This is a genomic window from Paenibacillus sp. FSL H3-0286, assembly GCF_045040705.1.
GTDB classification, from domain to species: domain Bacteria; phylum Bacillota; class Bacilli; order Paenibacillales; family Paenibacillaceae; genus Paenibacillus_AQ; species Paenibacillus_AQ odorifer.
This window is the reverse complement of the sequence record NZ_CP150285.1, coordinates 2,641,919-2,661,468: the sequence shown is the minus strand read 5'-3', so window position 1 is coordinate 2,661,468 and position 19,550 is coordinate 2,641,919. Positions and strand designations below refer to the sequence as shown.

The 19,550-nt window shown below is 42.5% G+C and carries 21 protein-coding genes and 1 pseudogene; 4 read left to right on the top strand and 18 right to left on the bottom strand.

The annotated features are described in order from the left end of the window. A pseudogene (locus MHB37_RS11430) lies at positions 1–87 on the bottom strand (4Fe-4S binding protein); the annotation flags it as partial. Then, entirely contained in the window at positions 84–887 is an 804-nt protein-coding gene (locus MHB37_RS11425) for an electron transfer flavoprotein subunit beta/FixA family protein (RefSeq protein ID WP_256715848.1), read from the bottom strand. The gene MHB37_RS11425 and the pseudogene MHB37_RS11430, both read right to left, overlap by 4 nt. Positions 888–1,109: 222 nt before the next feature. Here MHB37_RS11425 and MHB37_RS11420 point away from each other — a divergent pair, with 222 nt between their 5' ends. Together MHB37_RS11420 and MHB37_RS11415 are read left to right on the top strand one after the other, a co-directional pair. Next, complete coding sequence (locus MHB37_RS11420) at positions 1,110–2,096, top strand: hypothetical protein (protein WP_076129926.1); 987 nt, start codon at positions 1,110–1,112, stop codon at positions 2,094–2,096. A gap of 33 nt (positions 2,097–2,129) precedes the next feature. Beyond that, positions 2,130–3,218: a hypothetical protein gene (locus MHB37_RS11415; protein ID WP_076129925.1), complete on the top strand. Its 1,089-nt coding sequence runs from the start codon at positions 2,130–2,132 to the stop codon at positions 3,216–3,218. Between the two features lie 196 nt (positions 3,219–3,414). Here the strand turns inward: MHB37_RS11415 and map are convergent, their stop codons facing one another. The 6 genes from map to MHB37_RS11385 form a co-directional block, all read right to left on the bottom strand. Next, positions 3,415–4,161, bottom strand: coding sequence for a type I methionyl aminopeptidase (map, locus tag MHB37_RS11410; RefSeq protein WP_036685897.1), 747 nt, complete (start codon positions 4,159–4,161; stop codon positions 3,415–3,417). Positions 4,162–4,193: 32 nt separating this feature from the next. Beyond that, positions 4,194–5,180: a hypothetical protein gene (locus tag MHB37_RS11405; protein WP_405169253.1), complete on the bottom strand. Its 987-nt coding sequence runs from the start codon at positions 5,178–5,180 to the stop codon at positions 4,194–4,196. 168 nt (positions 5,181–5,348) lie between these two features. Further along, positions 5,349–5,975: an SGNH/GDSL hydrolase family protein gene (locus MHB37_RS11400; RefSeq protein WP_076279848.1), complete on the bottom strand. Its 627-nt coding sequence runs from the start codon at positions 5,973–5,975 to the stop codon at positions 5,349–5,351. Positions 5,976–6,139: 164 nt separating this feature from the next. Then, the gene (locus tag MHB37_RS11395; protein ID WP_036685891.1) at positions 6,140–7,318 is read right to left on the bottom strand and encodes an NAD(P)/FAD-dependent oxidoreductase; all 1,179 of its coding nucleotides are present in this window, start codon (positions 7,316–7,318) and stop codon (positions 6,140–6,142) included. Between the two features lie 40 nt (positions 7,319–7,358). Further along, entirely contained in the window at positions 7,359–7,802 is a 444-nt protein-coding gene (locus MHB37_RS11390; RefSeq protein ID WP_036685888.1) for a DUF1641 domain-containing protein, read from the bottom strand. A 200-nt stretch (positions 7,803–8,002) separates the two neighbouring features. After that, positions 8,003–8,845: a DUF2785 domain-containing protein gene (locus MHB37_RS11385; RefSeq protein ID WP_339248014.1), complete on the bottom strand. Its 843-nt coding sequence runs from the start codon at positions 8,843–8,845 to the stop codon at positions 8,003–8,005. A 221-nt stretch (positions 8,846–9,066) separates the two neighbouring features. On the opposite strand from MHB37_RS11385, the gene MHB37_RS11380 reads away from it, so the two are divergent. Next, positions 9,067–9,684, top strand: a complete 618-nt coding sequence (locus MHB37_RS11380) for a nitroreductase family protein (RefSeq protein ID WP_076129923.1) — start codon at positions 9,067–9,069, stop codon at positions 9,682–9,684. A gap of 110 nt (positions 9,685–9,794) precedes the next feature. On the opposite strand, the gene MHB37_RS11375 is transcribed toward MHB37_RS11380, so the two are convergent. The 7 genes from MHB37_RS11375 to MHB37_RS11345 form a co-directional block, all read right to left on the bottom strand. Further along, positions 9,795–10,415 carry a hypothetical protein gene (locus MHB37_RS11375; protein ID WP_076129922.1) on the bottom strand — a complete coding sequence of 207 codons (621 nt, stop codon included), beginning with the start codon at positions 10,413–10,415 and terminating at the stop codon, positions 9,795–9,797. Between the two features lie 3 nt (positions 10,416–10,418). After that, positions 10,419–11,303, bottom strand: a complete 885-nt coding sequence (locus MHB37_RS11370) for an EFR1 family ferrodoxin (RefSeq protein WP_405169252.1) — start codon at positions 11,301–11,303, stop codon at positions 10,419–10,421. Between the two features lie 631 nt (positions 11,304–11,934). Beyond that, complete coding sequence (gene dnaN / locus MHB37_RS11365) at positions 11,935–13,077, bottom strand: DNA polymerase III subunit beta (RefSeq protein WP_076189789.1); 1,143 nt, start codon at positions 13,075–13,077, stop codon at positions 11,935–11,937. Then, on the bottom strand, positions 13,078–13,413 hold the full coding sequence (locus MHB37_RS11360; protein ID WP_256715846.1) for a hypothetical protein: 336 nt from the start codon (positions 13,411–13,413) through the stop codon (positions 13,078–13,080). A 918-nt stretch (positions 13,414–14,331) separates the two neighbouring features. Continuing rightward, the gene (locus MHB37_RS11355; protein WP_076189788.1) at positions 14,332–14,817 is read right to left on the bottom strand and encodes a DUF3888 domain-containing protein; all 486 of its coding nucleotides are present in this window, start codon (positions 14,815–14,817) and stop codon (positions 14,332–14,334) included. Positions 14,818–14,877: 60 nt separating this feature from the next. Further along, positions 14,878–15,840 carry a phosphotransferase enzyme family protein gene (locus MHB37_RS11350; protein ID WP_076189787.1) on the bottom strand — a complete coding sequence of 321 codons (963 nt, stop codon included), beginning with the start codon at positions 15,838–15,840 and terminating at the stop codon, positions 14,878–14,880. Further along, on the bottom strand, positions 15,837–15,998 hold the full coding sequence (locus MHB37_RS11345) for a hypothetical protein (RefSeq protein WP_175618940.1): 162 nt from the start codon (positions 15,996–15,998) through the stop codon (positions 15,837–15,839). The genes MHB37_RS11350 and MHB37_RS11345 overlap by 4 nt, the downstream gene beginning before the upstream one ends. Before the next feature lie 174 nt (positions 15,999–16,172). Here MHB37_RS11345 and MHB37_RS11340 point away from each other — a divergent pair, with 174 nt between their 5' ends. Then, the gene (locus MHB37_RS11340; RefSeq protein ID WP_076190144.1) at positions 16,173–17,387 is read left to right on the top strand and encodes an MFS transporter; all 1,215 of its coding nucleotides are present in this window, start codon (positions 16,173–16,175) and stop codon (positions 17,385–17,387) included. Positions 17,388–17,463: 76 nt separating this feature from the next. Here MHB37_RS11340 and MHB37_RS11335 read toward each other — a convergent pair whose 3' ends face one another. From MHB37_RS11335 to MHB37_RS11325, 3 genes are read right to left on the bottom strand one after another with little or no spacing between them, the layout of a single operon-like run. After that, the gene (locus MHB37_RS11335) at positions 17,464–18,174 is read right to left on the bottom strand and encodes an SAM-dependent methyltransferase (RefSeq protein ID WP_076305295.1); all 711 of its coding nucleotides are present in this window, start codon (positions 18,172–18,174) and stop codon (positions 17,464–17,466) included. Between the two features lie 38 nt (positions 18,175–18,212). Then, positions 18,213–18,512, bottom strand: coding sequence for a hypothetical protein (locus MHB37_RS11330; RefSeq protein ID WP_076100716.1), 300 nt, complete (start codon positions 18,510–18,512; stop codon positions 18,213–18,215). Positions 18,513–18,562: 50 nt separating this feature from the next. Beyond that, entirely contained in the window at positions 18,563–19,456 is an 894-nt protein-coding gene (locus tag MHB37_RS11325) for a LysR family transcriptional regulator (RefSeq protein ID WP_405169251.1), read from the bottom strand. Positions 19,457–19,550 lie beyond the last annotated feature (94 nt).

The window sequence follows — 19,550 nt, the reverse complement described above, 5'->3', positions numbered from 1 at the left end:
CTCATCCTCATCTTTGATTGCAGCCGCGGGACAGCGTTTTAAACACAGGAGGCAATATGTGCATTGTTCCTGATCAATCCTAATCATCCACTTCTAACCTCGCTGATTTTGCTGATTATCGGCTCCAATACCCGTAGATATTCATCGCTTTCTAGCAAAATCCCCTTTCTTTCGGAGTGCTGTTCGTACACTGAAACTACTTCAGTAGCCGAGCCTGCCAAACCAACCGTCTGTGGGTCAAGGCCAAGGTCATGACAGGACCATACCAGAATATCCTTGGTTCTGGCATGCAATTTGGCAGCAATTGTTAGCGGTTTCAACTCAGAGACGGCTGTCATTCCACCAATACTCAATACTGCCGGAAGCCGGCAAGACTGTCTGGTTGTTACCCCTTCGTCATGCTGGCGGTGGAACAATACCTCATCAGTCGAAATATCCTCAAACCGTGTTACATTTATCGCGTGGGGGATATCTAGATACTCGCCGATTCCCGGACCTACCTGACCGGTATCACTGTCGGTTGAATGGCTGCCGGTCAGAACCAGATCACATCCACCAAGCTTCTCAACAGCACGAGCCAGTACCAGCGATGTCGCCAATGTATCCGAACCGGCAAAAGAAGCGTCGCTGAGCAGGACAGCCTCATCGATCCCATAACCCATGAACTCCTGTAGAACCGTTTTACAACCGGGAGGGGCCATGGAAATAAGAGTTACATTAGCATTACAGCTATTCTTCAGCTCCAATGCCACATGGATGGCTTGCCGGTCCGGATAGTTTAGCTCAAAGGTTGCCTTCGGTGGCGGTGAGGCCGAGATCTTACGGCCATCATCAATGCCACGCACATTGTATTTGTTCACGTGTGCAATAAACTTTAAACAAACCACTATTCGCAATATATCGCTCCCCCCATCACATTCTGCAGCTTTTTTTACCAGAGAAACGTATGCCAAAATGTTTCCAAAAGTACTATTCTTCGCCAGATTACCACTTCCCTTTATTATCATAATATGATTATCATCACATAATTGGAATGAACAATTATTATAGTATAATAATGTCATTTATTTCATTTTTATTTAAATATAATGGAAATATGGAGGTGTAAATTGAGTAAAATTACTTTACCCGTTTCCGATCCACTAATAAATACTTCCAACACTTATGGGACTTTGTTTTCTATTATTTCTTCGGATAACCGCATATGGCCCTGGGTTTATTCCAACTTCATTCAGCTGAGATATGTAACGGATTGGGAAACTTACTTTTTTGACAATCATGAGCTTCTTGTTGATTATTGCCCATTTCTCAATAAGTTCATATTGCCTAGAACCATCATTTCCAAGTGGTCTTCCTTTACGGATTTCGTTGTAGACTCTATCAACGGCGATTGCTATGTATGGTGCCATCTCGACCGGTACTTTATATCTGCATATCAGGAGTTCGGCCAAGAGCACCGTTTTCACGAGACATTAATTTACGGCTACGATCTTGATCGCCAAACAGTCTGCATTCGGGACAATATTACGGGCGGTAAATTTATGACCGCTCAATGCACCTTTTCCGAACTGGAATCTGCCTTTGACTATCTGTGCAGAGAAGAAAATTTTATTACGCGTGTAACTTTGCTTAGCAAAATCGATGCAGAATTTGATTTAAACGTCGAACAGATTGTCGACAGCTTGCAGCGATATCTATCCTCCAAGCGCACATTTGATTTTATTAACCATACCACTACCAGCATTTATGGACAAAGTGTGTACCAACACCTCATTTATCAAATGGAGCACCCTAAAGAGGATGACCCTGAGCTTGACATTAGAGCTTATCATTTGCTGTGGGAGCATAAGAAGCTTATGGTTTTAAGAGTTAAATATCTCCAACAAATAGAACTCCTGATGCAATGCAACCGATGGATTGAACGTTGTACTGAGCTTGAAGAACGTTCTCTTCTGAACAGAAATATGGTGCTTCGGTATAATCTGTCCATGGACCCCAAGGTGCTAGACGCACTCAAACATTCTCTGTTGACCATACAAACAGACGAAGCCAAATTATTGGGCGAAATAATAAGCGCGCTCGGCTCCAAGGGATGAATTGGAGAATTAGCAGCAGTTGGAGGGACAATTATGCAGACGTTGCAGACGTTAGAAATGGAATATTACTATAATTCTGCAGGGGAGCCTATTGCAGAGGTACAGTCACTGGGAAACTGCTATACCCGTAATATTTTTTTCATGCTAAAAAGGTATGTCAATGACTCTAGCGTATTGTACAAGATGTTTTTAGATGATTTTAATCTGAAATTAGTTACCCATACTGACAGTGACCAGTTTGAATTAAGCTTGAACGAGATCAAAGATCCCGAGGATTATATAACAGTCGCTAATAAACATACTTTTAGCAACAATGCAGAGGCAGCCATCCAGACGATAGAGACACTGTTAGCAAATAACGAAGTCGTATTTGTCAATACGTTAATGAAACGAGTCCCCTTTTATAGAACATTTGAATTAAGCCCGGCTCTGGAAACAGATCATATTGTGGATGGGCATATATTTTTGATCCTAGGGCAGACGGCAACTGATTTTTATTTCTTGGACAATTATATAAATTACAACAAAGAGTATTTCAAGCCTTATCCGCATAACAAAAATATCGGTCAAGATGCCAAAACTTCGTTTATGGATGCCTACAATCGGCAGTTTTCCTGTTTCACAGTGCATCCTAATCAAGATGAGCTTGCTGAATTGCCAGCCCGAGCCTCGCTCATTTTAAGAACCGCGCTATCGAATTATTATAAGCCGCCCTCTTGTACCGAAGGACGCCTTGAATATATCGGACGATCAGCTATCCAGGAACTGAACAATCTGTTTGCAAGTGGACGCTTCATCCTCAATACAAAGATTTCAAACCGCCCCCATGACCTTTACTCTTTAACCCGGACGACGCTCACCCGTCATTCAGATAGAAAAAAAGTATTGCTGTTGCTGCTGAATTCCTTAGCGAATCCTAATGCTCTCAGCGATGTCATTCATTATGCTCGGCAAAGCATCGAACAATGGGAACTTTTAAGGAATGTTATGACCAGGCAGTATATCATGAATGAATTTACACTTACTGACCAGATGGAAGAATACATGGCCTATGTCCTTCATGCGGAAGACCTGTTTTATCATTCCATTGAAAAAAACATCGATAACTTATGCCAAATATAGGATATAAGCGTAACGCCTCATCCTAGAAAAAAAGAGACTTGTCAAATAGACAGGTCTCTTTAAAGTATTTACCGCATTGCCACTTATCACGGCTAATAACAACTTCGCTAACGACATGGAAGGAACGGAGGGTCCGGGTAAGGGCTTTTGCTCATATCCCCCTCCATCCTCCACCCCTTTAAGTCGCCATTCGAGCTTACACACTAGTCAGAATAACAGGCTCACCTTTAGTCACGATAATCGTATGTTCAAACTGTGCTACCCGACCGTTATCTACAACACTTAGCGTCCAGCCATCCGATTGCTGCTCCACATAGTCCGCTCCAGTCGAGAGGAAGGGCTCTATCGTAATTACTTGTCCTTCCTTTAGCACCGTGGTCACTCTTGGATTATAGAAGGGTAGAATTTCAAAAGGCTTCTCATGCAGTGATTTGCCAATTCCATGGCTGCACAGATTACGCACCACTCTATAACCGCGTTTGCGAGCTTCAAGTTCCATCATTCTGCCGATCTCGTTAACCTTCATTCCTGCCCGCAGATGATTGATCACACTCATCATGGTTTCCTCTGTACTCCGGCATAAACGCAGAATATCATCGTTATAGGGCGGCAGTTGAAAAGAAACGCCAGCATCCCCATAATACCCATTCAGCTCAGCAGAGACATCAATGTTGATCAAATCGCCAGCATTAATCACTCTCGGACCCGGAATACCATGAGCAACCTCTTCGTTCACACTGATGCAGGTGCTGCCCGGGAAATTATAAGTTATCTTCGGGGCTGAGGATGCTCCGAAGCTTTCCAGAATCTCAGCTCCAATAAGATCTAACTCCGCAGTCGTCATCCCAGGGGTTACTTTCTTTTTCATCTCGGCGATGGTGTGGCCCACCACTTTTCCAATAGCTTTTAACCCTTCTAAATCTTGTACCGTATCACTTGTCATCCAACACACATTCCTCTCACTTCATGAATTAATCATTTGTCGAGCCTCTGAAATGCACTCCCTACCCACTGAAAAGTATCTTCCACTTGTTTGCCTGCTGCGTTATCGTAGTAACTTCTCTTGAAGCTATGCTCATCAACTTTATCCAGCTTTATGGAATACCGCTCAGGACTGCTGATAAACAGCTGATTTTCAGGTTTAATAGGCAGTTCTTCTATCACTTTATTTCTTCTGAGTGTAAAAAGCTTGTAGAAATAACCGTTACTCGTTCCATATTGTCCGATCGTAAAATCGGGATCACCATCTCCATTATAATCCTCAAACTGAAGCTGGAAAAAATCATTAAAGGTCTGGGCAAATTGATCATTTAACGGATAGCTACTCAGTGTTCTTCCATGCTCATCAGTCACTACTAGCCTAAATCGGCCACTCCAGTTTCTTCCCGCTAACGGACTCGGTGTAGTCCAATCTTCGCTATATGTCCCCTCTAGCAGTTGCAGATTTAAAAATCCCGCTCTCCCTGTGACCGGAGACAGTTCATTATGTGATAGGGTTACTGGACCTGTTACCTCGACAGAAGTCTCCACAGGGTCTGCCTGTTCAATGTTCTCCGTATCGATTGTTCCATAAATGAGCTTTCTTAACTGGTCAGAGTTTTTCACAGGAATTGTATAGCCCTGACTGCTGTTCTCTGCTGTAGTAAACATCCCTTCATGTCCAAGTTGATCTCCAAGCGCTATGTAATAATCTTCCGAATAGCCGTCCCCATAAACAAGCTTCATTTCAAATTCCGGACCCCAATCCAGATCATCAGAAAATTTTTTACTCTTGTTCATAGCCTCCGCAAGCGTCTTGATCAAAACAGAATCCTTTAGCGTTAAGCTCTCTGAGTGCAAAGGACGATCCGCTTGTTTCTGATCACTCGTTGCCACGGGTGTCAACGACACGCCTTCGATCCATCTGGCATTGATGAAGCCCAAATCACTTTTACATCCGCTTAACACTACGACCAATAACAAAGGTGCTATCCATATTAACCGCCTAATGCGAATCGCCTCCAATACATAAGCATATTCCAATTATAACAGTGTCTATAAATATATAAAAACGACTTTATGAACACGCGATTAAAAAAAGACTACAACCTGCTTATTAAAGCGTGGTTCTAGTCTTAAAATGGCAATTGATTAGATTGCTCCCATCGTTTTGAGCCAAGCATCCGCAATAAGTGCATGACCTGCAGGAGTAGGATGTACTCCATCATATGCCCAGTAAGCCGGTTCTGCTTTTACGGAAGCCGCTGCAAAAAGTCCATCTAGCGGAACCAGCGGCGCCCCATATTCACGTGCCAGCTCGCGGACAATATGAATTTTAGGATCAAGATCCTGACGCCAAGTTCTACGATCTTCCGGTACAGGCAAAACAAAAGGCTCTATAAGCACTAATTTAGCATCTAAAGATTTCTGAGTGCGTTCGATCAGGTCCCGATATGAAGCTTCAAACTGCTCGGGAGTGGTTTCTTCACCAGAATCAAAACGCCGCCAAGTGTCATTAATTCCAATATAAATGGACACCCAAGTCGGCTTCAAATCCAGACAATCCTTATCCCAACGTCCCTGTAAATCAACAATACGGTTGCCACCAATACCACGGTTAATAAAAGTAAGATTCTTCTCTGGATATAAATACCCCAGACGAGCGGCGACCATCATTGCATAACCTACTCCAAGTGATGAAGCGTCTTCATGATTACGCCCCCAGTCTGTTATGCTGTCCCCTTGAAACAGAATGACATCGTTTTGTTGGAATATCATAAATGAAATCCTCCTCTAACTACCTCTGTTAATATAACCCAATCTATTATATCAAATACAATGAATACAGCCTACTGAGAAACATCAATAATGCAAACATTTCACTAAAAAAACAATAACAAAAACCCCGCTCAGATTTGAGCAGGGTTTAGGGTTAAACTATATTAGTAAGCTAGGCTGAACAATCCTTTAATGTGGGACAAGTAACGGATATTACTTGCTTCCTTCATTAGAGTTGCAGGCAAGCCTTTTAACGGAGTAGAACTTGCACCAACGATGGCAACACCGTCTTTACGGCCTAAGCTAGCAAGTGTACCAGAGTTGATTGGGCTAAAGCTTTCAAACGATTTATTTTTCAAGAAGGCATACAGATTGTATCCGATCAATTCACCCATTTGCCAAGCAATTTGCGCAGTTGGAGGGTAAGGACGTCCATCTTCTGCAAAGACCACCGCGCTGTCACCAGCAACGAATACATCTTTGTGGGAAGTGGATTGCAAGAATTCATTCACCGTTGCACGACCTCGGTTAACTTCAAGACCCGATTCGCCGATGAGTGGATTTCCTTGTACGCCACCAGTCCATACAAATGTGTTAGCAATAATTTTTTGACCGTCTTTCAAGTCAATCGCATTGCCTTCTACATTCGTAACAGGAAGACCTGTCAGGAATTGAACACCACGTTTCTCCAAGCTTGCTACAGCACGTTCGATTAATGCATCTGGCAATACTGGAAGGATTTTAGGACCTGCTTCAACGAGCATAAGCTTAATTTCTTTAGGATCAACGCCATATTTTTTAGTAAGTGTAGGCAATACATCCGCGATTTCACCAACAAGCTCAACACCTGTTAAGCCGCCGCCACCGATCAGGATGTTTGCATCTGCTTCATTTTTCGATTTCGCATATTCACGAATACGATCTTCAATATGTTGATGAATTTTGTTAGCATCTGCAGCTGATTTCAATACCATACTGTATTGTTCAAGCCCTGGAATGCCAAAATAAGCTGTAGTGCTGCCAAGACCTACAACAAGCGCATCATAAGTAAGTGTCACACCATCAGAAAGAACAATTTGTTTGTTCTCCACAGAAAATGAATTAACCTTCGCGATTTTCAGGTCAATATCTTTCCCTGCGAAAAGCTTAGTTAGAGGCATAGCTACAGCACCCTCTGCAACACTACCTGCTGCAAGACGATGCAATTCTGTAATGATTTGGTGTGTAGGATACTGATTAACTACAGTAATTTTAGCTTCATCTTTTTTGAGATATTTGCGTACGGTTAAGGCGCTTAGTAGACCACCATAACCTGCTCCTAGAATGACAATATGTTTAGACATGATGTTTCCTCCGTCCCTTACGTATAAGATATGAAAATGATTATTTCTGCTTACTGCGTTCTCCAGCAACTTGAAGGTATGCATTTACGAAACGGAAAAGCTTTTGCGCTTGCGGATCTTTCAACAACTTCATAAGACCAAAAAGACCAATAACTTCGTTACTTTCATTCGCACGATCTTTTGCTTCGATCACTGTAGCTGCCATATTCTTCGCGGAATGCACTACAGGTTCAGCAAGTTCTTTAATTGCACTTACCGTATCACTTTTCAAGACATCATCCGCTGCGACAGTTTGCACAAAGTCATAGGACTTTGTAAGCACGCCAACAAGCTCAGTTAATTTTGGCAGCTGTTCCACCAAGACTGTTAATGATTCCTGAACTTCTGGTTTCAAGAGCTGTTCTAGAACATCCATTTGTTCCTTGCTAACAGCTACTTTTGGTGATTCTTGTTCAGGTTGTGTTTGAGTGATTGATTCTGACATATCCAAATCTCCTCTGCAATAAGCTTTGCTGCTTAATAGTAATGAAAAACATAAGAACTTTTAACGCCATATTTCTATTATAGCACTTATCAAGTTATAAATGTCACAAAGTTTTTGAATTTCCATAAAATTTTGTGATTTTTATTACATTATAATAAATTATTTAAATTACCAGTGTTAATTAAAACCGTTTGAGTGAATTAATGTACAAATTCATTCAAATTCTTCTCAGTTTTCAACAAAACATCCACAATGTCCATATTCTTCTCTGTTAGAAGTAACCTGAAATAAAGAGAACGCAGGAAGTTCTTTGTATTTATTCGAGTAACGTACTGGCTGTGGCTTCTAGGCCAACTGCCACATTGCGCCAAGTTGAGAATCCAATCGGTTATAGACTGCTGTGGAAGTAAATGATGATCGATGATTGTAACTATAATAGTAGCAATCCGTTCATCTTCTTCCTCCCTGAATATGTATTGATCGTTATAAAGCATCTTTTGAATAACTGCCAGAACCTCTTCCCGCACCGCGGCATCACTCTCCGAGCATAAAACCAGCTCATCCAAGGCGTCGGCGCCATGAGCTGCTGCGTGTGCCCAGCCTTCTTTTTCCATATAACCTCTTAAGTCCCGTTCTTCCTCATAATAACGAATCAAACCCTGCTTCACCTTTATAAATTCAGAGCTATCTAATATCACCTTTTCCCTATGCCGCTGGAGAATAAGAGCAACAACCAATACAGAAAATGTTCTTGTATACACCGTGAGATCTTCTTTATTCCCAATGTGATAAAACAGATGCTGCTCGTCAAGAAGTATCCACAGCAGTTCACGAAGCTCCGTATCATTAAACCAACGTTTCTCATTAATCCATTTGTAGAATGTGGAATAAATCAATTCATCACGCAGTACAGGCTCGGGATCTCCTATATGCTCAAGCATCAACTTCACATAATCCTTTATATCCTCTCCACTTCTAAGCTCGTAGTCATTCTCTTCTATTCTTTGCAAATCTATCATCAATTGTTCTCTACTATTAATCAATTTATCCACCCTTTCATCCACTGTGTTTCTACATATCCTAATATCCTAATTTATGTCCTATTTTTTGACAACAGGGTATTCAAGATTAACTTCAATAAATTTTATCATTGACGAATTTTTTAGGCTGTGTTATTTTGAGTTAGTAACATTTAGTTAGTTCATTTACAAATATCAGGTGTTGATATTTTACAACCGAATACATACACAACGGAGGAATACTTATGAGCGCTTTTACAGACTTGATTCAGTCACGCAGATCCGCTATGAATTTTGTGGAAGGGGTTATCATCCCTCAGAATGAATTAGAGGAAATGTTCTCTTATGCCAGATTGGCACCCTCGGCCTATAATCTACAGCATACAAATTACAAAGTGATATCTAACGAGAGCTTAAAAGAAGAAATTCGCGAAGCAGCTTACGGCCAATATAAAATCCATACTGCTTCAGCAGTTATTGTAGTGCTAGGAGATAAGCATGCTTATCAGCAGGCTCCAGAAATCTATGGCGGGCTTAAAGCTTTAGGAGCGATGTCACAAGAGGAATATGATGAGCAAATAGAGATGATTAACAATGCTTACATTGATAAGGATGCTTTTCAAAGAGATGAAGCAATACGTAATGCCTCTCTCTCTGCCATGCACTTTATGCTGATCGCCAAAGATAAAGGCTGGGATACCTGCCCGATGATCGGCTTCGATGCTGATGCTATCCAATCCACCTTGAATCTGCCGGATCATATGGTACCTGTTATGCTGATCACGATCGGCAAAGACAAAAAACATAAAATCAGACCCCGCGGCTACCGTAAGCCAGTCAACGAATTCGTTGAATTCATCTGATTATAGATACAGCAAAACGTTCCATCCGAGGCAAGTAGCGGGTGGAACGTTTTTTAATTGAAACTCATCATGAAGATAATGAACCGTGTGCCCGATATACAAGAGAGGCTCTACTTCGCATATTGTAAAATGGCAATCGCTGCTCGTTCCCGTCGTTCGGAGTCATCACAAATCAAAGCATCTTTCAAAATATTAAGCGCCTTAGAGAGCGTCTCCTCATCCAATTCCAGCGGACTATTCACTTCTTGTTCATTAGCAGAAACACCTGTAATCCACAGATCCAAGCGAGCGCTTGGTTTTGGACCCTTATATTGTACAACCGGTGCACTTTGGTTAAATAACTCCCGCACGCCTGCGTTTAGTTCAGAAATCGGCAGACTTTTCAACCACGTCACACCACGCCGATGGCATGTACCCTCGTCAACATTATCAGTTAACTCGTTGTAAAAATAATCTCCGAGGTCCCCGAGATGTACCCAATCTCCATCGGCCACCAGCACATAATCTCCATCTTGCATCGTATGTACAAATAGCTGAAGGGCTTGCAGATGTTGCATAAGCTCCAACTCACTATATTGGTATGTGCCAATCAATCGATCATGAAGTTCCTCTGTGCTTAGATTCTCCAGATCCCCTATTCCGGGGTAGCCGATACTCACATAATTATCCTCCAAAAATGTGCTGATCCGCTCAATCCCCAGTGGCTTCGATCCCATCCGAAACAGATTCATATGTCATTCCTCCAAATACTTAATAAAATGCTTGTAGTAGCCCTTGGATTTGGGAGTAACAAACCGTCCATCATTCGCAGAATCCTTCATTAGTTTATGAAGATTCGGACCTCCAGTATAGGGATCTACTACGCTAGCCTTAAGTCGTGTCGCTTGGATTGCCTTCTGAGGACAAGAATAAACACAACGCATACATAATAAACAATTTTGACTGAAAACAATTCCTTCTACGCCGCTACTAATATTGGATGTTGGACAGTTTCTGACACATTTTAAACATAGTGTGCAAGCGTCGGTTGTACGCAATCCTTTGGCGAAGTATTTTCCCCCTTGGTGTTCCTCACAATAGTATACTGTTCTCAGAACCCGCTCCAACACAGGGTGAATCGGCAGATTTCGTGGTGTCCGCTTTACGATTTCCTCTGCAAACAATTCCACCTTACGCTGTGCGGCTTGATACAACTGCTTATTCAACCTGTCATCATATTTAATATAAAAATTACATGGCATCGCCAAAATCGAATTGTGAAAGGGATTATATCCCTTCCCACGCAAAGAACGAAGCACCGTATTCGAAGCACCGTTATTGATATAGTGTGGAGAGGATGCCGTTTTGAATACAAATGCCGGGGTTCCATTACAATCAGGTAGCCCTTCTGCAAAACGTTCAACAAAACCGGAAGCGCCAAAGCCTAGAACCGGATGACCAATACCTATAAGATCATAGGCTTCATATTCTACAGAACGAGTGCCTTTAAAAACATCTTCCACTCTAAACAAATCTACATCTTGCCCTTTACTTCTTAGCCTTTCAGCAAATTGCTTAGCAATAATCTCCGTATTGCCCGTACCTGAGAAATAAAATATGGCCGTCTTTGCATTATGCATTCCATCCCCTCCCAGATCAAATATACCTCATTCCCGTCTGGGAAAGCTGTGAAGTTGAAGTGGGTTTTGGCTATTTGGGACTCAGTTGCTCTTATTTCCATAATTCCGCTCATTTTGCCACACTATCGGACTCAGTTGCTGCTATTCGCTCAAATGCACTCCTTTTCTGCACAAATCAGGGGCAATAAGAGCTATACAGTCCGAAACCTTCGCAAAATGAACCCATATGCTGAAATAGCTGCAATACGGTCCGCTACGATCTCAATCGAGCAAAAGGTAGCTGGTTTCGAGATGTAGGCGGCTAGGTTTGGGACGTAGACGGCTAGGTTGAGTAATAGGTAACTAATTCCGCACGAAGTAGTTAAGTTGAGCTATAGGGAGCTAATTCCGCACGAAGTAGTTAAGTTGAGCTATAGATAGCTAATTCCGCACGGAGTAGATAAGTTGAGCCCAAGACAGCTAGTTTAAGCAATGGGCAGCACGTCTAGGATCAAATTTGGCAGGCGATGTTCTTTTTAGCAACTGTCCGGACTCAGTTGCTATTTCCATAATTTCGCTCGTTTTATCACACTATCGGACTCAGTTGCAGCTATTCGCTCAAACCTACTCAAATACTGTACTTAACAAATCCTCAATCATGCGTCCTCACAGGAGTAATTAAAAAAAGTGTGGACGAAGATGCGTCTACAGGCAGGATCACCAGCGGCCTTTCTTTTCCCGCGAACCTGATTCTAAGCGTCTCACTATCGATCGCCCGAAGGATGTCCCTGAAATATTTTCCGTTAAAGGCTACTCGAAAATGATCACCTTCCAGATGCTCCAAAGGAATCTCTTCTTTTACATCCCCAATTTCTGCAGTCTTGGACACTAAACTTAACGTGTTAGAAGGAAGTACGCTGAGCAAAACACTCTCACCAGCCAATATAGAAATACGTTCAACCACATGTAATAAACGGTCTTTCTTAACAATCACTTCGGAGAGGTACGCTTTTGGGATTAAATTATTGACAGAGGGATAAGTTCCTTCTAGAAGAGCAGACTGAACCCTCAATCCATTAGAAATAAATCTGATCTGCTTGGGGCCTATTTCTAAATCGGTGCTGCTGCCTGCATCATCGTTTAATATTTTTAAAAGATCCTCCAGGGTGCTGCCCGGGATTACAACATCTAAAGGAATTGTCCCGTAATCTTCTACGCTTTCAACAACATGCTGGGCGAAGCGGATGCCATCAGTGGCGACTACACGAATATTATGCTTCTCTATTTGCAGCAAAACTCCTGTAAGCACAGGTCTGGTTTCCGATGAAGAGACCGCAAAAACCACTCTTTTAAATATTTGCTTCAGGAGAGTGTTCTTCATGCTTAACCTTTGAATGTTTGGATGATCTATGTATTGGATTCTTGGAAACTCTGCCACATCCATTCCACATAAACGAAATTGAGTGCTCCCTGATTGAATATTTAATATCAATGACTCTTCGATTTCCAGCCTAATTAGTCCAGGATCAAGCTTACGAATGATCTCATAAAAATAACGCGCCGGAACGACGATCTCACCTGTGTTGTGCACAACCACCGAATCCATTTTCACAGGGAGCTTATATTCAATGGTCATCCTTATATTGCTGGCTGTTAATATCAGACCCTGAGTTTGCGCTTGAATAAGTATTCCTGATAGAACACGTGAGGAGCAATTCGCGGATATGGCTTTTAATGCTGCCTGTAAAGCGGTACTAAGAGAATCTTTTGATACATGGATTAGCAAAGACTTCACCTAACTCTCCTTAGATTCCTTTACAAAATGCGCCTCAATGATGTTCCGAAATACTTGGGAGCGAGATGCGTTCTGATCCGCGCAAGCCTGCTCTATCTCCTGCCAAATGTCCTCAGATAACGTCAGTGATACCTTTTTAGTTACACCAGTGCTTTTTCTACCTGCACCTTCCCGAAGACCTCCCCTTGTAAAAAGAAACCCCAACTGCCCGTCTTTAGTGGCTACACCTACTTTGACTTTATCCTTGTTGTTACTTGCGCTATCGCTAGTGACTTTATCTTTAATTTCGCTAATACTGCTCCCCTTGTGTTCGCCTTCGAATTTATGATCACCCAATCCCTCACACCTCCATATTTGAATTTAGTAACTTAAATCAATATATCCACTAATTTCATAATACCATAATCGCCATTAATCCACCACATTTCTAACCACAAAAAAACACCCCAAAGATCGGAGTGTGTGCGGTGAGCTGGGCATGAGTTGGGTATTGCAACGTTAACCCATGGATTTTTTTATTTTGCTTAAAATCGTTTGGGAATCTATGAGTTAATTGCACTTTATACAACTATAAACAATACATTGTGCTGCCCGAGCGAAATAAGTGTATTCTCTGCAACTAAATTCAACGATATTAACAAATTAGTGTGAAAAGACTTCTTTTAACTGCACCAAATGCAACTAAAAGTGACTAAGCTTCTTATCTCCTGCAAATAAGTGTATAAACTGCAACTATCCCGTTTGCCCGCTCGCGGACACACGCACACACACCCTCATCATGCCACTAACCCAATCTTTATCCCCTCACGCACACCCTCATCATGCCACTAACCCAACCTTCCTCCCCTCTCCCTCACCTCATCATACCACTAACCCAACCTTCATCCCCTCACACACCCTCATCATCCCACTAACCCAATCTTTATCCCCTCACGCACACCCTCATCATCCCACTAACCCAATCTTTATCCCCTCACGCACACCCTCATCATGCCACTAACCCAACCTTCCTCCCCTCTCCCTCACCTCATCATGCCACTAACCCAACCTTCATCCCCTCACACACCCTCATCACGCCACTAACCCAACCTTCCTCCCCTTTCATATACCCTCTCCCAAAGACTCCTTTCCCTACAACTCCCATCACCATTACCTCAGAACTCCCTACTCATGTAAAAATAGCTCGCCTCATAACTCAACGCGCGGCACATATTAACATCTACTCTTCCACCCACGCGCCTTACTGAAACTACACTATCTCAGGATGTTCTGATAATTTGGTGGGAAGTCTGACTTTTTGGGGTCTTTTAGATGCTTGAACGATTCAAGCTTCACCTTAGGACCAGGAGAGATCCTAAAAGTCATGGTATCTTCTCCAACTGAAATATGTGGACCAACTGTAGGATATACGTTAAGTGTAATCAAGAAATCAAACCCACGGAAACCATTGAGCCGCTTCACCTCAGTCACATCCACAAAGTAAGGATAAACCATTGGCGATTCTCGCAAAAGCGGCGAATAAATATCTGCAATCTTTTTCTCAATATGAGGTAAAAGAAATAACATCAGCATGTCTTGAAACTTAAGTTCGCGAGAATCTTGATCTGGCAGTTGAAGTCCCGAATCAGACCTGGAAGGTGTTACAGATTGAGGTTGAATTAACCTATTTGCGGAGCAAGGTTGTGGCGTCAGAAATAGCATCACTGCGACAAGAAGGGGAGCAATCCAGCTTTTTTTCATCACAATAGCCTCCTTAGGGAACTTTATATAAATTCCCCAAAGAGACCCTATTTCTATACGTTAAATCTCAATCCTGTTAAAAAGAAAGGGTTCTCCCTTAAGATAATTTTTCAGGATCGCTAACGCATACGGCTGTTCTGCTTTTAGACCCTCGGTTTCCCTAGGATCGGATGCGTGATGGCAATAATTTTCGATCATAACCATGACCGTAAAATTCTCTAAAGTCTGAACCCACTCCCCGTCAAGCTTGGCGATACTTTCGTACCCCTTAATGACCCCTTCTCTTTGCAATGGATACAGTCCAAGAAGGGTATGTGCCACGTCATAAAGATAATACCCCCAACCACATCTCCCAAAATCAATCGGCCGAGGCTCACCCTCTTTAAATATGATGTTGCCTTGATGTAAATCTCCATGAATAACGCCATAAGACCTTCTGTTCTTATTTTTATGCTGCTTGCTTAACCAGTTGAATAATTTCTCAGCTGCCGACTGATACAGCACAAACTCATCATCCGTAAGAAAACAATGATAATGCAGCTTTAAACGAAGCATTGCTTTTCGAAAGCTATGTTCATCCCAAACAGGACGATTAAAGCCAGGGGGTAACTCCAGCTCCTGTGCCGCCTTATGTAGCTTGGCTAATAGAACGCCTTCTTTGTAAATTTGTTCTTCGGTAAGATTTTCATTCGCATGCTCCCCTTCAACCCAGCGCATTAAAGAGGCATAAACACCTTCTCCATTTCCCTGTTCCACTCTGAACGTTACAGCACCCGTGCGATCATGAACACCTTTTGGCAGGGGGACATCAATTTTGCTCTTCAAAAGCTCCAGCCACGCGATTTCGGAGTTAATTTCCTCTTTAGATCTCCCCGAATGAAGGCGCAGTAAAAAAGTTCCCTCTTTATTAGTTTCGATAACAAAGGTACAGGTATCCGATAGCTGGTTAAAACGAATCTGCGTCCAATCCAGGTCAAAGTTCTGAAGCGCTATTAAAGCTGCCTGCTTATAATTTTTTCTCATCGCAAAGGAAGGAACAATTCAGTCTCATCGGGCCAGGAAGGGTTCGCAAATTGATAGATTTCTATAACCAATCCACGATCATTACTCTGCAAACTGCTATTAAATTCTCGCTTCATTTCCGGCAATTCAAGCACTTGGACTTGGCCTTCATCATTCATAAATAACCATCCCTTCAATGATCTATAAAAATGAAAACTATCTGAAAAAATATTTATCTTGAAAATATTTTCAGAAAACTAAATAATAGAAAAACAATACTTACATGTCGGATCTATCATCTTAACCAAGGTGGAGCTTCATTACAGGCAGAAGAAAGGTTGAACATCGGCATCATGAATGCAATTCCAAACCTCAACAAGGCACAAACACGCAAAGAGCGAGCAGGGAAAGAGCCCTTTCCCATCTCTATACTCTCTCTTACGGTAGGCGCTTTTGCAATTGGTATGACTGAGTTTGTTATTATGGGTATTTTACCAAATGTGGCCAACGATTTACAGGTTAGTATTTCGACTGCTGGCCAACTCATTACAATGTACGCACTTGGAGTGGCCGTTGGCGCACCCATCCTGACCATTCTCACGCAGCGCATTCCGCAAAAGAAACTGTTATGTCTTCTCATGATTCTTTTTATACTGGGCAACGGAATCTCTGTGTTTGCACCAAACTATACCGTTCTCATGGTAGCTCGTATAATTACAGCTTTAACTCATGGTACTTTTTTTGGGGTTGGCGCAGTCATTGCATCCAATCTTGTACAACCCAATAAGCGGGCCGGAGCCGTATCTATTATGATGGCAGGTTTAACGATAGCCAATATTGTCGGAGTTCCTCTAGGAACATTTATTGGACAAAGTATGGGCTGGCGGGCCTCGTTTGCAGCGATTGCTGTCATGGGAGTCGCCGCGCTGATCGGCATCCTCATTTTTATTCCAAAGCTTAAACAAGAGAAACCAGCGAGTGTTATCCAGCAGATTGCTGCTCTGGCTAATCCAAAGCTGCTGCTATTCTTATTGATCGGGGCGTTAGGGAACGCCAGCTTGTTCACCGTGTTCACATATATTACTCCACTGCTTGAAGAAGTGACCGGTTTTGCTGAACATAGTGTGACTTGGATTCTAGTCTTATTCGGCTGTGGGGTGACCATCGGGAACATCGTTGGCGGAAAGCTTGCGGATTGGAAGCTGATGCCTTCTATCGTGGGACTTTATTTTGCAGTCAGTATGATTCTAACGATCTTTTCCTTCACGATGCATAGCCCAATAGCTGCGGTAATCACAATATTTTTCTGGGGTATGGTGTCCTTTGCCGTCATGCCAGGTCTGCAAATACGGATTATGAGTCTGGCTCAGGCAGCCCCTGCACTTGCTTCAACGACCAGCCACTCCGCCGGGAATCTCGGTAACGCAGCGGGTGCCTTTATTGGCGGTTGGGTTATTTCTCATCTAGCGATCACTTCGCTTCCTTGGGTCGGTGCGGTTCTAGTGGGCCTTGGTCTGGTATTAGGCATAGCTTGTTTTGTAGCAGAACGGAAAGAAACTGTAGCGTAAGCTTTATAGATATGTATACAAAAACGAGGGTGCTCCCAAAGTCATCATGGCTTGAGGCACCCTCGTTTTTTATATTTCAGAGGAACAATTCTGCTCTTCTAATCTTCAACATCTGCTTTGCACCTTTTTGAAATTCATAAGGAACCTCTAGTTCCTCTGCAGTAAACCCTTGCCTCACCAAATCATCAATAAGGCGGTCTAAATACTTATACCTTTTACAAGAGAGGTCGACTAGTGGAAAGATTCGAAGCTCGCCTCTCGTCACCCGCATGAGTTCCTTAACAGTCTCTAAATGAAATTCATAGTCCAGCCGATCGCTGTACATAAATAGAAAGTGAGCAGATAATGTCAGATCAAATGCTTCATCCGCAAATGGCAGATCCGGAAGTATCACAGGAACATATCGCTGCGGGGTTTGTCTTCGATCCTTAGTGCTGGCGGTTAACGCTGCGTTCCTCGCTTCGGTCAGTCCCTCGATTGATTTAAAGTAGTTCCAAACGAAATTATCCTGTACTTTTTCCATTCCGGACATCGCATGTGCAATATCTTGAGCCCCTTTGTCTGCCAGCTCATCTTCAGAGTAATAGTAAGCAATATCAGCAGCCGTTACTTCACCACCCAACTGATTCGCTATTGCTGTAAAAGAGCAAGCACCCGCAGGACAATCCAGAATGCTCTGGCCGATAAGATCTGATTCCAGCAAATCAAACATACGTATATATTCCTCATAGGTTCTGCCAATAAAAACAATTCTCTCCAAATCAAGTTTTCCCTTTGCTCCGCTCATCTCAGCTCACCTTTCCTCTTCTAGGCTCATCTACACTTCTACTTCTGTTTTAATATACGAATAAGGTAATCAATTAGAATACCCAAAATCAAAAACGTTCCAAAATGAATAATATACGTTGGGAATCTGACGCTGATTAACGCACTATTGGTTCCCCATCTCGGATTATTTACATCAACCATGAAGCTTTCAAAAGGTTCTGTAAAGATCAGTGTATCTATAATAGGGTTCAAACGTACAAGAATAATATTCGCGATCCCCACCCCCAGATAGTCACTCAGACAGATGATGATACTTATAATCGAAAGCCAGAAACTGAATTTCCTCCTAAAAAACATCAAACACCGCCCTTTCTATTTTTTCTATTTCTTAACAATTCGTTTAAAATTCAAAATATCCTTGTCACGGTTAGTTCCTGTTTTAAAAAATGATACAATCTGGAGCTCGCTTGCTTAAGCGGATAATCTGAAAGTTTACATAGGATCCCACAGGTCATATCAATAACCTTCCCCTCCAGCTTCCGTACTATAGTTCCTGCCGGGGCTGGATTCAGCACAATCTCAGGAACAAGTGCCAGGCCTAAACCACTTCCCACAAAATATTTCAGCGCTGTCATGCTCCCAATCTCCATTGTATCTAGTGGCGGCCCGCCTGATTCCTGCAGCACACTTTCTAATTTTTTACGATAAGGACAATTCGCTGCCGTAATCAGTAAGCGATGACTCTGTAGATCCTCTGGGGTGATACGTTCCTTGGATGCTAGCGGATGCTCTTCTGGCAAAAGTAACAAGAATTCCTCCGCAAATAAGGGTTCAAAATACAGCTCCTTACCGAGCTCTGGTGCCGAACACACTGCCAAATCAATTTCACCACGCAGGAGTAGTTCACTAAGTGCGGCGGTTCCCGCAATATCCACGGAGATCTTCACTTTAGGGAATTGCACCATAAACCTACTTAAAAGCTGCGGCAAACGATAGCTCGCCGTAGGGTCCGTTACCCCTAATCGCACGTTGCCAGCTTCCCCTATTTTTAAATCAGCCAAACGGCTCTCTAGTCGTTCCATATCTTTAACAATATGTAGGCTCTCTTCATAAAACAATCTGCCTGCTTCTGTTAAGCTGATTTGCTTCCCCCGCTCAAGCAATTGACATCCCAGATCAGATTCAAGCCTTTGCATCTGCATCGTAACTGTAGATTGGGCATAGTTCAATTCTTCTGCTGCGCGATTAAAGCTTCCGGAAGTTACGATCGTTTGAAAGGTTTTTATTGTTTTTAGATCCATCCTAGTGCCCTCCCCTATTCAATTCAAATTAATTGAACCAAACCTTCATTATATTCAATTATACGAAATCCACTTTTCTCTATAGAATACTTTA